Raw genomic sequence first — 12,829 nt, forward strand, 5'->3', positions numbered from 1 at the left:
GCGCCTGCAATGGTCTGTGCTTTGCTGTTGAGGTCGATACATTCACGGCGCCGGGCGCGCCACGGGGAGCAGACATGCTGGAAAGGCTGTTTCAACTCAAGGCACATAACACCAACGTGCGGACCGAGATTCTAGCGGGCATCACGACCTTTTTGGCCATGGCCTACATTCTGTTCGTCAACCCGAGCATCCTCGGCGAGACCGGCATGGACAAAGGTGCGGTGTTCGTCGCGACTTGTCTGGCCGCGGCCATCGGCTCCACGGTGATGGGCCTGATCGCCAACTACCCGATCGCTCTCGCGCCGGGTATGGGCTTGAACGCCTTCTTCACTTACACCGTTGTCCTGCACATGGGCCACACGTGGCAAGTGGCACTGGGCGCGGTGTTCATTTCGGCGGTGTTGTTCTTCCTGCTGTCGATCTTCCGCATCCGTGAATGGATCATCAACAGCATTCCGTTGCCACTGCGATCGGCGATTGCCGCCGGTATCGGCCTGTTCCTCGCGCTGATCGCCTTGCACAACGCCGGTATCGTTGTCAGCAACCCAGCGACCATGGTCGGCCTTGGTGACCTGAAACAACCGGCACCGATCCTCGCCACGCTCGGTTTTGCCCTGATCGTCGCCCTCGAAGCCCTCGCCGTGCGCGGTGCGGTGCTGATCGGCATCCTGGCGGTGACCATCGTTTCGATCCTGATGGGCTTCACCCCGTTCGGCGGTGTGATGTCGTTGCCGCCATCGCTGGCGCCAACCTTCCTGCAACTGGACATCAAGGGCGCACTGGACATCGGTCTGGTCAGCGTGATTTTCGCCTTCCTGTTCGTCGACCTGTTCGACAACTCCGGCACCCTGATCGGCGTCGCCAAGCGCGCCGGCCTGATGGGCAAGGACGGCCACATGCCGAAAATGGGGCGTGCCCTGATCGCCGACAGCACCGCGGCCATGGCCGGTTCGCTGCTGGGCACCTCGACCACCACCAGCTACATCGAATCCGCAGCCGGCGTCAGTGCCGGTGGCCGCACCGGCTTGACCGCCATCGTGGTGGCGATTCTGTTCCTGCTCGCACTGTTCTTCTCGCCGCTGGCGGCCAGCATTCCGGCATTCGCCACCGCACCGGCACTGCTGTTCGTCGCGGTATTGATGACATCCGGGCTGGCCGAAATAGACTGGGACGACATTACCGTTGCCGCACCGGTCGTGGTCACTGCGCTGGCCATGCCGTTCACTTATTCCATCGCCAACGGCATCGCCTTCGGTTTCATCTCCTGGACCGCGATCAAGCTGCTGTCCGGTCGCGGCCGTGAGCTGAACCCGGCGCTGGTGATTCTGTCGATTCTGTTCGTGATCAAGTTGGGTTGGTTCAACGCATGACTTTCGATTCCCAGGCTTACGCCGTTCAGCTTGAAGAAAAGGTCACGCGCCTGCGTGATCTGCTGGCCCCGTTCGATGCACCTGAGCCGGCCGTATTCGACTCGCCGCTGCAGAACTTCCGCCTGCGCGCCGAATTCCGCCTGTGGCGCGAAGGCGGCGAGCGCCATTACGCGATGTTTTCCCAGGACGACAAGCGCACGCCGATCCTGATCGAAGAATTTCCAATCGCAAGCCTGCGCATCAATGAGTTGATGCCGCGACTGAAAGCGGCGTGGCAAGCGAGCGCGGCCCTGAGCCACAAACTGTTTCAGGTGGAGTTCCTGACCACCCTGGCCGGCGATGCGATGATCACCTTGTGCTATCACCGCCCACTGGATGAGCACTGGCACGCGGCGGCATCGACACTGGCCGCCGACCTGAACGTCAGCATCATCGGTCGCTCCAAGGGCAAGCGCGAAGTCATCGGCCAGGATTACGTGGTCGAGCGGATGGATGTCGGCGGTCGCACATTCAGCTACCGCCAACCAGAAGGCGCGTTCACCCAGCCCAACGGCACCGTGAACCAGAAGATGCTCAACTGGGCTTACGACTCACTGGGTGATCGTTCCGACGATTTGCTGGAGCTGTATTGCGGCAACGGTAACTTCACGCTGCCGCTGGCAACCCGCGTGCGCAAGGCGCTGGCCACCGAAATCAGCAAGGCGTCAGTCAATGCCGCGTTGAGCAACCTCAGCGAAAATGCTGTGGATAACGTCACCCTGTTGCGCTTGTCCGCCGAGGAGCTGACCGAAGCCCTGAATGAAGTGCGCCCGTTCCGTCGCCTGCATGGCATCGACCTCAAGAGCTACGAGTTCGGTAGCGTCTTCGTCGATCCGCCGCGCGCCGGCATGGACCCGGACACCTGCGAGCTGACCCGACGCTTCGACAACATCCTGTACATTTCCTGCAACCCCGAAACCCTGGCGGCCAACATCGCTCAACTGCACGACACCCATCGCATTACCCAATGCGCGATGTTCGACCAGTTCCCGTGGACGCATCACATGGAATCCGGCGTGTTGTTGACCCGTCGTTGATTGCAGCTGCCCGCTACAAAACAGCCGTCAGTACGACGGCTTTTTTGTGCGCGCTCAATCGGTGACATCGGCCTTGCGTGGACGCCCGCCCTTGCGGCCATTCGCTCGCGCTGCCTCGGCTTTGGCGGCGCTGCTTTGGCGACCATTACGCGAGGCGATGACCGAGGCGGCCATGTCCATCAGCGGCTTGCTGGCCGAAATCATCCCGGCGATGGAAACGTGCAGATCCTTGCCCTCGTGGCAAAGGGCAGTCCCGGAAAAACCGACTTTCAGGTCTGCGAAATCCTCGACGCCGAACTCATCGAATTCCGGATAGTGCTGCACGGGCAACAGTACGCCACTGCCATCAATGAAACCGACCGCCAGGCACGGCTCCACAAAGGTCACCGAAGTCGCCTGCAAACCGCCTTTGTGGCGCACTTGCCCACGCTGGATGGCTTCATCCAGCACCGCATCGGTGACGGGCCGATCAGCCAGCATTCCTGCCTGTACCGTTTTCATAACTGGATCTCCACGCCCTCTGGAACGCCAATCAGCGCCAGCAGGGTCTTGTTTGTCTCAGGTTCATAGCAAGCCGAGCCAATCATCCAGGTCGTACTCGCAATCCTTTTTACCACCACGACTTCGCTGATCTGCCAGTCCCATATCTGATGATCGAGGCAGACGGTGTTCAACTTGTCCCACCAGATGGCACGGGCACGCCGCAAGTGAGCCGGTTGTCGTAGTGCATGACGCAATCCTTCGAGCACGGCCACCGGCGGCCGGTTTGAATGAGGAACCACGTCCCACAGCTCGACACTGTTGTGCCAGAAGCTGAACTTGAAGCGCGCACTCCACGTTCCGGCATCCACATGGGCATGCGGCGGGCAGTGTTCATCGCGCAACATGATCACCATTGAAAAGCCTTTGTAGCTGAACAATCTCATGCTAACCCATCCGTTAGGTTAATGAGTCCAAAGACTCGACATTCCCTGGAAAATCCGATCACCGGTGCGACACTGAATCCTTACTACGCCTCTGAGCCTAGTGCCAAGCCTCGTCTCAAGTCGGTGGATAACACCGAAAATTGGTAAGCAATCCTTTCATCGTGCCCACAAAAAAGCCGTCACGAGGACGGCAGTCTTGGCTTGTCAGGAAATCAACCTGGCTGGTTTTTTCGATACTCGGTTGTGGTGATGCCCGCATATCCCCAGTTATCCGTATCGACTTCCTCAATCACGATGTGGGTCAACTCCGGCGGCTTGCCGAGGACGCGCTTCAAGGTGTCGGTGATCTCGGCAATGACCTGAGCCTTCTGCTCCCGGGTCACGCCGTCACGGGTAATGCGTACGCTAACGAAAGGCATGGTGTCGCTCCTGCTGGCTGATTAAGAAAGGCATAGCGCTTTTCACTGCTCATCGCGAACTCACTGTATCGGTGTGCAGGCATCTGATAAATACTGATCCGCACACTTTATTTGATCCCCGGTGTAATTAATCATGCAGCGACAATTCGACGATCTTCAGTTGGGCAGCATCGAGCTTTTTTGTCTCGCCGCCGAGGCTGGCAGTTTTACCGCTGCCGCACTGGGGGCTGGCGTGACGCCGGCAGCGGTGAGCCGGTCGGTGTCTCGCATGGAGGAACGCCTGGGTGTGCGGTTGTTCGCGCGCACCACTCGGAGCGTGAAGCTGACCGACAGTGGTCGCCGGTACTACGAGGAATGTCGTCAGGCGCTGGCGCAGCTGGTCGAGGCCCAACGCGAGGTCATGGGCCAGCAGCAGCAACCTTCCGGCACCTTGCGCATCAGTATTCCCACGACGTACGCACACCACCGGATCCTGCCGCTGCTGCCTGAATTTCGGGCGCGCTTTCCGTCAGTGAAGGTCGAGTCGCACATCAGTAATCGGAACATCGATTTCGTGGGCGAAGGCTATGATATGGCTATTCGCGTGCGGGCGATTCCGGATTCCGGCCTGATCGCCCGACACCTTGAAGACGCAGCGCTGGTGATGATTGCCAGTCCCGACTACCTGAAGCACGCGGGCGTTCCGCAAACGCTGGACGATCTCAAACAGCACGAGTGCATCCAGTATGAACTGCCCAGCAGCGGTCGGCGGATTGCCTGGCTCTTCAACGACAATGGCATTGAACGGGAGATTCTGGCCGAGGGCAATCTCAGTTGTTCCGACGACGTACTGGGCGGAGTGACCCTGGCCAAGCACGGAGCGGGTTTGTTCCAGACCTACCGCTTCATCGTCGAAAAAGAATTGGCCAATGGCTCGCTGGTGGAAGTGCTCAAGCCCTATGGCGGACGCTCGCGGCCGTTCACCCTACTCTATCCGCAGAGTCGTCATATGCCATTGCGGGTGAGGGCATTTGTCGACTTCCTGGTGGAGCATCTGCCGCGCTGACGTCGAAATCGTCCGATCACCGCACACAAAAACCGAAGACGTCGCCTCTTCAATTGACCAAATTAACCAGCTAGTACAATTTATCTCCACAGGCTGAAACCCTCAGCCAATGCCAAAAATAATAAGTGGAGAGACTCCGATGTCCCCAATCGTTCTGGTGCTCAACGGCCCGAATCTGAACCTGCTGGGCACCCGTGAACCGGCGACTTACGGTCACGAAACCCTGGCAGATATCTCAGCCTTGTGCGGACGTGCCGCCGAAGAGTTCGGCCTGGCAGTTGAATTTCGCCAGACCAACCATGAAGGCGAACTGCTCGACTGGATTCACGCCGCCCGTGGCCGCTGCGCCGGTATCGTCATCAACCCGGCCGCCTGGACCCACACGTCGGTGGCGATACGCGATGCCCTGGTCGCCAGCGAACTGCCGGTGATTGAAGTCCATTTGTCCAACGTCCACGCCCGCGAGCCCTTCCGTCATCACTCCTTCGTCTCGGCCATTGCCACTGCGGTGATGGCCGGGTTCGGCAGCCATGGCTACCGCCTGGCGCTGGAGCATTTCAGCTTGCGCTTGAAGGGGTGAATGCCGTGACTCAGAACAATGCAGTACTGGCCGGACTGATCGGCGCCGGCATCCAGGCTTCCCGCACCCCGGCGCTGCACGAGCACGAAGGCGATGCCCAAGGCTTGCGTTACCTTTATCGCTTGATCGATCTCGACCCGTTGCAACTCGACAGCAGCGCCCTGCCCGACCTGTTGACAGCCGCCGAACGCATGAACTTCACCGGCCTGAACATCACCTTTCCGTGCAAGCAGGCGATCATCCCGCTGCTCGACGAATTGTCGCCGGAAGCCCGCGGAATCGGCGCGGTGAACACGGTGGTGTTGAAGGACGGTAAACGCATCGGCCACAACACCGATTGCCTGGGTTTTGCCGAGGGTTTTCGGCGCGGCTTGAAGGGCGTTGCCCTGGAGCGCGTCGTCCAAATGGGCGCCGGTGGTGCCGGTGCGGCGGTGGCCCACGCGTTACTGAGCGAAGGCGTACAGCTGCTGAGCATTTTCGACGTGGATGACGGCCGCGCTCAATCGCTGGCAAATAACCTGAATCAGCACTTTGGCCCCGGACGGGCTGTTGCCGGCCATGACCTGCAAAGCACCCTGGCCCAGGCAGATGGCTTGGTGAACACCACGCCGATGGGCATGAAAAAACTGCCCGGCATGCCGGTGCCGGTGGAACTGCTTCGGGCTGAATTGTGGGTGGCGGAAATTGTTTACTTCCCACTGGAAACCGAACTGCTGCGCCACGCCCGCGCCTTGGGCTGTCGGACGCTGGATGGCGGCAACATGGCGGTGTTTCAGGCGGTGAAAGCGTTTGAGTTGTTCAGCGGCGTGGTGCCGGACGCCCAACGAATGCTGGCGCATTTTCAAAGCATGAATGGCTGAAAAGCTTCGCGGGCAAGCCTCGCTCCTACAGGAACAAAGCAGAACCTGTAGGAGCGAGGCTTGCCCGCGAAGGCGTCAGGCCTGCAAGTACCGCAACACCGACTCGCAAATCATTTCCCGATGGCGCTGCTTGATGCCTTCATCCGGCAGGTCGATCTGAAAAATCTCACCGAACGTGTGGCGGTTCGACACGCGATAGAAGCAGAACGAACTGATCAGCAAGTGCACATCCAACGGATCGAGACCGGCACGGAACACACCGTCTTCGGCGCCCCGGCGCAAAATCACGCCCAGTGAATCGAGAATGGTGTTGTTCATCGCCTTGATCGCATCGGAGCGCTTCACATACTCGGCGTTGTGAATGTTCTCGATGCAGACGATGCGCACGAAATCGACGTTGCGATCATGGTGATCGAAGGTGAACTCCACCAACCGCCGAATGGCCTCGACCGGCGCCAGTTCAGCCAGGTGCAGACGGTTTTCGGTGCTGCGGATATCGCCGTAGAGTTTCTCCAGCACCTCGATGTAGAGCTGTTCCTTACTGCCGAAGTAGTAATAGATCATGCGCTTGGAGGTGTGGATGCGCTCGGCGATTGCATCGACGCGGGCGCCGGAAAGCCCCTGCTGGACGAACTCGACAATGGCCTCTTGAAGGATGTTCTCGCGGGTCTTTTCCGGGTTGTTCTTGCGACTCTTGCGCGGTTCGGCAATGGGCTCGTCGGGCGTAACGGAGAGTTTCGAATTTATTGTCATTGCGGGCTCACGGCCATCACTGCACAAGCTGGCGATTATGGGCCGCGCCGCACACTGAAGGAAGCCGTGCGGCAGCGGTTTAGCCTCGCGGTTACGAATTCCCTACAACTTTGCCTGACGGATGGCTCCACTTCGGGATTTGGCCATGGCCGCCAGGCGCACCGCCACATTCGCCGCGCCGTAACCGGCATAGCCGGTCTTGCGCTGGATGATTTCAAAGAAGAACCGCCCTTCGAACGGCTCGGTGTAAACGTGAAACAGCTCGCCGCCCTGGGCATCGCGATCGTAGAGCACGTTGTAGTAGGCCAGTTCACTGAGGAACTCGTCGTCAAAATCGAACCGCGCGGCGAGGTCATCATAGTAGTTGAGCGGAATATCCAGCAGCGGCACGCCCGCCTCTTTCGCCCGACTGACTTCGGCGAAGATATCGTCGCAATCAAACGCGATGTGATGCACGCCGGAGCCGCGATAACTCGACAACGCATGTGAGATGGCGGTGTTGCGGTTCTCGGATATGTTCAGCGGCAAGCGAATCGAACTGCAACGGCTGCGCAACGCCCGGCTTTTCACCAGGCCGTACGGATCGGGCAACACCACTTCATCGTCAGCCTCGAAATCCAGCAGGCTTTTATAGAACAGCACCCAACTGTCGAGGCTGTCGGCCGGCAGCGCCATGGCCATGTGGTCGATGCGCTTGAGGCCGCCACTGGCCTCGGCGACTGGCTGCAGATTGAAGTCGGTGCCGTAGACGTCTGCGTCCTGGTCCACCAGGTAAATCAGGCTGCCGTCCGGCGCGCGCACGGCGGCGAGTTCCAGTTCATTGGGGCCGACCAGCCCGCGATACGGCTGGCCTTTGTAAGCCACGGCCCGGGCCAGCGCACTGGTGCTGTCCTTGACCCGCACGGCGGTGGCGCACAGCGATGGACCGTGTGCCTCGAAAAAACTGTGCGCGAACGAGTAAGGCTCAGAGTTGAGGATCAGGTTGATATCGCCTTGACGCAGCAGGCTGACGCTCTTGGAGCGGTGCTGGCCGGCCTTGACGAACCCCAGCCGCTCCAGCCAATGGGACAGCTTGGCGCCAAGGCTTTCATCCACGGCGAATTCAAGAAACTCGATGCCGTTGTATTCACTGGCCTGCGGCGTCTCGAACAAAATGTCGAGATTGGCCGCCGGCCTGGCTTCCTGCTCCAGGCGCTGGCGGGTTTTCTCTTCCAGATAGAGCAATGAACGTAAACCATCGGCGGCGTTGGCCCGTGGCGGCGCGGCGCGAAAACCGTCGTTGAAGATCTCCAGCGACAACGGCCCGGTGTAGCCACTCTTGATGATCGGCGCGAGGAAACCCGCCAGATCGAATTCGCCCTGGCCCGGGAAGCAGCGGAAATGCCGACTCCACTCCAGCACGTCCATCGCGAGAATCGGCGCATCGGCCATTTGCACGAAGAAGATCTTGTCGCCGGGAATGTCGGCGATCGCGCCTGGATCGCCCTTGAGCGACAGGGTGTGGAAGCTGTCGAGCAACACGCCGAGATTCGGGTGATCGGCCTGGCGGACGATGTTCCACACCTGTTGATACGTATTGACGTGACGGCCCCAGGCCAGTGCTTCGTAACCGATCCGCAGGCCGCGTGCGCCGGCGTGTTCAGCGAGCAGGCGCAAGTCGTCGACGAGAATTTGCTCGTCGCCGATGGAGTCAGCCGAAGCGTTGCTGCACACCAACACCAGGTCGGTGCCGAGTTCCTGCATCAGGTCGAACTTGTGTTCGGCCCGCTCAAGATTGCGTGACAAGCGATCACGGCGACAGCCTTCGAAATCCCGAAAGGGTTGAAACAGCGTGATAGCGATGCCGAGATCGGCGCACATCTGTTTAATTTCCCGAGGGCTGCCGTCGTAGTAGAGAAGGTCGTTTTCGAAAATCTCCACGCCGTCGAAACCGGCGGCGGCAATCGCTTCGAGTTTTTCCGGCAGGGTACCGCTCAAGGAAACGGTGGCAATGGAACGCTGCATAGGTCGACTCCCGGTGGTGGAGACCATCTTGTTAGGGCATAGCATGCTGTACGTAGCAGCTGGTGAAGCCTGCTGCTACAGGGTTCGATTTTCTCTTGAAGTGAATTATTGGCTGCGGGATTCAACACAGCAATTCAAAGTGTACTACCCGGTTAGTTTTGCGTGCGATTATCGAACACAATGGCCGTTAGTGAATTGACGATTTTTCGTCCACTGCGCAACATCGACTGCACATTGAGTCCGGTCATAAACCACCGGGTTTGGTTTTCCACGACGCAGCACACCACATAAAAATAATCGGGTGGCCTACATGACTCCTTCTCGAAGCTCTCCCATGGAGCGTCGCTCCATGACTCCTGCCACAGGCGGTATCGGCGATAAAATCCGTGGCGCCATGGCGGTCGGCAAAACCCGTTGGGGCATGCTGGCGCTGGTGTTTTTCGCCACCACCCTGAACTACATCGACCGCGCAGCACTGGGCGTGATGCAGCCGATCCTGGCCAAGGAAATGAGCTGGACGGCGATGGACTACGCCAACATCAACTTCTGGTTCCAGGTCGGCTACGCCATCGGTTTCGTGCTGCAAGGCCGCTTGATCGACCGCGTCGGCGTGAAGCGCGTGTTCTTCTGTGCCGTGCTGCTCTGGAGCCTGGCGACCGGCGCCCATGGCCTGGCCACTTCAGCGGTCGGCTTTATGGTGTGCCGCTTCATCCTCGGCCTGACCGAAGCCGCCAACTACCCGGCCTGCGTGAAAACCACCCGGTTGTGGTTCCCGGCCGGCGAGCGCGCCGTGGCCACCGGTATTTTCAATGCCGGGACCAACGTCGGTGCGATGCTCACACCGATGCTGTTGCCGCTGATCCTCCACGTCTGGGGCTGGCAGGCGGCGTTCCTGTGCATGTCGGCGCTGGGCGGGATCTGGCTGGTGTTCTGGGGTTTGAAGTACTACAACCCGGAAGAGCATCCGAGCGTTAAACAATCGGAACTGGACTACATCCAGAAGGAAGTCGAACCGGAACAAACCCGCGTGCCGTTCTCGAAAATCCTGCGCATGCGCGGCACCTGGGCGTTCGCCCTCGCCTATTCGATGACGGCTCCGGTGTTCTGGTTTTACCTGTACTGGCTGCCACCGTTTCTCAATCAGCAATACAACCTGGGCATCAACGTGACCCAGATGGGCATTCCGCTGATCATCATCTACCTCACGGCGGACTTCGGCAGCGTCGGTGGCGGGATCCTCTCCTCGTTCCTGATCGGTCGCGGGATCAACCCGATCAAGGCACGCCTGATGTCGATGTTCCTGTTCGCCTGCTGCATCATCGGCGTAATCATGGCCGCAGGTTCGAGCAATCTGTGGGTCGCGGTGTTCGCCATCTCCCTGGCCATTGGTGCCCACCAGGCCTGGACCGCCAACATCTGGAGCCTGGTGATGGACTACACACCTAAACACATGATGAGCACGGTATTCGGCTTCGGCGGCATGTGCGCGGCCATCGGCGGGATGTTCATGACCCAGTTGGTCGGGCACATTCTGACCATCACCAACAATAACTACACCGTGCTGTTCACCATGATTCCGGCGATGTATTTCATCGCGCTGATCTGGATGTACTTCATGGCGCCGCGCAAGATTCCGACCCTCACCGAGTAATATCCCTTCAACCGGCAGGCCTGATTCCAGGCCTGCATCGCTCTTCTCAGCGGCGACTTTGTTGCCAGGCCGCTGCCAGTCCGCTACAGCAGATCACGGCAATCCCGATCACCGCGGTGAGGGTTGGCGTGTGCGCAAACACCAACCAGCCCAGCAGACCGGCAAACACAATCTGGCAGTAGCCAAACGGTGCCAGCAATGCCGGTGCCGCATGCCGAAACGCCTGGGTCAGAAACAGATGCGCCGTCATCCCGCACGCGCCCAGCGCCAGCATCATTGCCCCGTGCCCCAGACTCGGGACCTGCCAGAAGAACGGCACCAGCGCACTCATCACCAAGGTGTTGCACAAGCCGGCGAAGAAGTTGCTGGTGGTCGGGCTGTCGATTTTGCTGAGCATGCGGGTCAGCAGCTGATAGAAGCAGAAGAACAGCGCCGAGCAGAGCGGCAGCAAGACGGCCGGGGTGAATAACTCACCGCCAGGATGGACGATGATCACCACACCGATGAATCCACAAATCACCGCGATCCACTGACCGCGCGTCACCCGCTCCCCGAGCAACGGCACTGACAGCGCGGTCACCAGGACCGGTGCGAGAAAGTTGACCGCCGTGGCTTCGGCCAACGGGATGTACTGCAAGCCGGTGGTGAAAAACAAACTGGTGCCCAGCAGACACAACGCCCGCAGCAATTGCAGCAACGGACGCTTGGACCGTAGGACACGCAGCCCGGATTGCGGCAGAAAAATTCCCGCCATCAGCAGGGTGTGAACCAGATAACGCGCCCACACCACCATGACAATCGGGTAGAACCCCGAAAGGTACTTCGACAAGGCGTCATGACTGGAAAACAGGAAGGTCGCGAGAACAATCAGCAGGATCCCTTTGAAGGGCTGGTTGACGCCGGAAAGCGGAGTGCTGACGGTCATTAGGTATCCTTGTTCATAGAGTCAAAAGCATCGCGGGCACGCCGTGCTCCTACAGTACCGTCAGACTGGCTCGGGAGAAAATTCGTTCGCCAGGGTCGAACTCAAACAATTTAGAACCAGATTCCAGATTCTTGCACGCACGAGGATCGAAAGTGTTCGAACATCGCACATCTTTGATTATCTACGATCAAATGCGGGAGCGGCGCCAGGACTAACTGAATAATTCCGAAGCCAGGCTCGCCGCCGCCAACTCCTCGGTAAACTTCAACAACAACGGCGCCAACTCATGCAGCCGTGCCCCCGGCATCCGCGCACTGGGCCCGGCGATGCTCAGCACGCCAATCACCCGGCCATCCCCCGGATGCCGCACCACCGCCGCAATCGCCGACGTTCCCACTGCCGAACTTTCCTCGACCCAGGCATAGCCCTGTTCCCTGGCCAGACGCAGGCGTTCCAGCAGTTCAATATTGGAGCGCGGTGCATTCGGCCCCAGGTCCTTCGGCCGATCGCTGCCTTGGCGCTCCACCAGTGACAAGGCTTCGGCATCGCTCATGCACGCCAGCCACGCATGCCCCGACGCGGTGTAGAACAACGGTGCATCACGGCCCATGTCCGGGTCGTAACGCAGACCGGAACGGGCGCCCTGGGACTTGGCGATCCAGACCTGTCGCTCGCCTTCGATCACCCCAAGACGCACCAGCTCACCGGTTTCCTGCGCCAGACGATCGAGTACCGGCTGAACGATATCGGCACCGCTGCTCGACAAGTAACGAAAGCCCATCGCCACCAGCTTGGTCGACAGGTGATAACGCAAATTCTCCGGATTCTGCCGCACATAACCCAGGCGAATCAGTTCGGCGAGCAGACGATGGGTCGCGCTTTTGGGGATGTCCAGTTGCTCCGCCAGCGTCTGCATCGGCAGGCCGCGTGGGTCACGGGTGAGGCTTTCCAGCACGCTGAAAACACGTTCGATCTGACTGCCGGCCATGAGGGTTTCCACACAAAATTTGTTCGATTCTAGAAGACAACCGGATGAATGCGAAATCTGGAACCCAACGTCCCATCGCGGCACTGTCCGCCGGTGTGGGACGCGTTCGACCAGTAATCCCGCGACGCAGGCGGTCGCCTGCTCGATAAAAACCCATCGCCTGAAGGAATTAGATGGGTAGTCCGTGTTCAATACGAGTCTGGATGTTCCCGGCAACCCAGCCCAGGTTGCC

At 59.6% G+C, this 12,829-nt stretch carries 13 protein-coding genes; 6 read left to right on the top strand and 7 right to left on the bottom strand.

The genetic code is table 11. From position 1 onward, the window contains the following. Positions 1 to 74 precede the first annotated feature (74 nt). Together ACA057_RS27300 and trmA are read left to right on the top strand one after the other, a co-directional pair. Positions 75 to 1,370 carry an NCS2 family permease gene (locus ACA057_RS27300; RefSeq protein ID WP_497343840.1) on the top strand — a complete coding sequence of 432 codons (1,296 nt, stop codon included), beginning with the start codon at positions 75 to 77 and terminating at the stop codon, positions 1,368 to 1,370. Further along, positions 1,367 to 2,446, top strand: a complete 1,080-nt coding sequence (gene trmA, locus ACA057_RS27305) for a tRNA (uridine(54)-C5)-methyltransferase TrmA (protein WP_497343842.1) — start codon at positions 1,367 to 1,369, stop codon at positions 2,444 to 2,446. The genes ACA057_RS27300 and trmA overlap by 4 nt, the downstream gene beginning before the upstream one ends. 54 nt (positions 2,447 to 2,500) lie before the next feature. On the opposite strand, the gene ACA057_RS27310 is transcribed toward trmA, so the two are convergent. The 3 genes from ACA057_RS27310 to ACA057_RS27320 all read right to left on the bottom strand — a co-directional run bounded on the left by ACA057_RS27310 (position 2,501) and on the right by ACA057_RS27320 (position 3,791). After that, a complete protein-coding gene (locus ACA057_RS27310) occupies positions 2,501 to 2,947 on the bottom strand; it encodes a DUF2442 domain-containing protein (protein WP_497343844.1) in 447 nt (148 codons plus the stop codon). Beyond that, a complete protein-coding gene (locus tag ACA057_RS27315; RefSeq protein WP_497343846.1) occupies positions 2,944 to 3,372 on the bottom strand; it encodes a DUF4160 domain-containing protein in 429 nt (142 codons plus the stop codon). The genes ACA057_RS27310 and ACA057_RS27315 overlap by 4 nt, the downstream gene beginning before the upstream one ends. 212 nt (positions 3,373 to 3,584) lie before the next feature. Then, entirely contained in the window at positions 3,585 to 3,791 is a 207-nt protein-coding gene (locus ACA057_RS27320; RefSeq protein ID WP_059402046.1) for a tautomerase family protein, read from the bottom strand. A gap of 133 nt (positions 3,792 to 3,924) precedes the next feature. Here ACA057_RS27320 and ACA057_RS27325 point away from each other — a divergent pair, with 133 nt between their 5' ends. The 3 genes from ACA057_RS27325 (at position 3,925) to ACA057_RS27335 (ending at position 6,276) form a co-directional block, all read left to right on the top strand. After that, positions 3,925 to 4,836, top strand: coding sequence for a LysR family transcriptional regulator (locus tag ACA057_RS27325; RefSeq protein WP_497343848.1), 912 nt, complete (start codon positions 3,925 to 3,927; stop codon positions 4,834 to 4,836). Between the two features lie 139 nt (positions 4,837 to 4,975). Beyond that, positions 4,976 to 5,416 carry a type II 3-dehydroquinate dehydratase gene (gene aroQ / locus ACA057_RS27330; protein WP_401357677.1) on the top strand — a complete coding sequence of 147 codons (441 nt, stop codon included), beginning with the start codon at positions 4,976 to 4,978 and terminating at the stop codon, positions 5,414 to 5,416. 5 nt (positions 5,417 to 5,421) lie between these two features. Then, the gene (locus tag ACA057_RS27335; RefSeq protein ID WP_497343850.1) at positions 5,422 to 6,276 is read left to right on the top strand and encodes a shikimate dehydrogenase; all 855 of its coding nucleotides are present in this window, start codon (positions 5,422 to 5,424) and stop codon (positions 6,274 to 6,276) included. A gap of 75 nt (positions 6,277 to 6,351) precedes the next feature. Here ACA057_RS27335 and ACA057_RS27340 read toward each other — a convergent pair whose 3' ends face one another. Further along, complete coding sequence (locus ACA057_RS27340) at positions 6,352 to 7,029, bottom strand: TetR/AcrR family transcriptional regulator (protein WP_497343852.1); 678 nt, start codon at positions 7,027 to 7,029, stop codon at positions 6,352 to 6,354. A gap of 102 nt (positions 7,030 to 7,131) precedes the next feature. Next, positions 7,132 to 9,033, bottom strand: coding sequence for a 3-dehydroshikimate dehydratase QuiC (gene quiC / locus ACA057_RS27345; RefSeq protein WP_497343854.1), 1,902 nt, complete (start codon positions 9,031 to 9,033; stop codon positions 7,132 to 7,134). 334 nt (positions 9,034 to 9,367) lie between these two features. Here quiC and ACA057_RS27350 point away from each other — a divergent pair, with 334 nt between their 5' ends. Further along, positions 9,368 to 10,684 (top strand): MFS transporter, encoded by a 1,317-nt coding sequence (locus ACA057_RS27350; protein WP_497350033.1) that lies wholly within the window; start codon positions 9,368 to 9,370, stop codon positions 10,682 to 10,684. 46 nt (positions 10,685 to 10,730) lie between these two features. Here the strand turns inward: ACA057_RS27350 and ACA057_RS27355 are convergent, their stop codons facing one another. Together ACA057_RS27355 and ACA057_RS27360 are read right to left on the bottom strand one after the other, a co-directional pair. Next, on the bottom strand, positions 10,731 to 11,609 hold the full coding sequence (locus ACA057_RS27355) for a DMT family transporter (RefSeq protein WP_497343856.1): 879 nt from the start codon (positions 11,607 to 11,609) through the stop codon (positions 10,731 to 10,733). Positions 11,610 to 11,820: 211 nt separating this feature from the next. Further along, positions 11,821 to 12,597, bottom strand: coding sequence for an IclR family transcriptional regulator (locus tag ACA057_RS27360; protein ID WP_497343858.1), 777 nt, complete (start codon positions 12,595 to 12,597; stop codon positions 11,821 to 11,823). Between the last annotated feature and the right edge of the window lie 232 nt (positions 12,598 to 12,829).

This window comes from Pseudomonas sp. LBUM1661 (assembly GCF_059695925.1).

What these genes read in the sequence shown, in the direction of transcription:
- ACA057_RS27300 (WP_497343840.1), top strand. Translation starts at nt 75, where the DNA reads ATGCTGGAAAGGCTGTTTCAACTCAAGGCACATAACACCAACGTGCGG.
- trmA (WP_497343842.1), top strand. Translation starts at nt 1,367, where the DNA reads ATGACTTTCGATTCCCAGGCTTACGCCGTTCAGCTTGAAGAAAAGGTC.
- ACA057_RS27310 (WP_497343844.1), bottom strand. Translation starts at nt 2,947, where the DNA reads ATGAAAACGGTACAGGCAGGAATGCTGGCTGATCGGCCCGTCACCGAT.
- ACA057_RS27315 (WP_497343846.1), bottom strand. Translation starts at nt 3,372, where the DNA reads ATGAGATTGTTCAGCTACAAAGGCTTTTCAATGGTGATCATGTTGCGC.
- ACA057_RS27320 (WP_059402046.1), bottom strand. Translation starts at nt 3,791, where the DNA reads ATGCCTTTCGTTAGCGTACGCATTACCCGTGACGGCGTGACCCGGGAG.
- ACA057_RS27325 (WP_497343848.1), top strand. Translation starts at nt 3,925, where the DNA reads ATGCAGCGACAATTCGACGATCTTCAGTTGGGCAGCATCGAGCTTTTT.
- aroQ (WP_401357677.1), top strand. Translation starts at nt 4,976, where the DNA reads ATGTCCCCAATCGTTCTGGTGCTCAACGGCCCGAATCTGAACCTGCTG.
- ACA057_RS27340 (WP_497343852.1), bottom strand. Translation starts at nt 7,029, where the DNA reads ATGACAATAAATTCGAAACTCTCCGTTACGCCCGACGAGCCCATTGCC.
- quiC (WP_497343854.1), bottom strand. Translation starts at nt 9,033, where the DNA reads ATGCAGCGTTCCATTGCCACCGTTTCCTTGAGCGGTACCCTGCCGGAA.
- ACA057_RS27350 (WP_497350033.1), top strand. Translation starts at nt 9,368, where the DNA reads ATGGAGCGTCGCTCCATGACTCCTGCCACAGGCGGTATCGGCGATAAA.
- ACA057_RS27355 (WP_497343856.1), bottom strand. Translation starts at nt 11,609, where the DNA reads ATGACCGTCAGCACTCCGCTTTCCGGCGTCAACCAGCCCTTCAAAGGG.
- ACA057_RS27360 (WP_497343858.1), bottom strand. Translation starts at nt 12,597, where the DNA reads ATGGCCGGCAGTCAGATCGAACGTGTTTTCAGCGTGCTGGAAAGCCTC.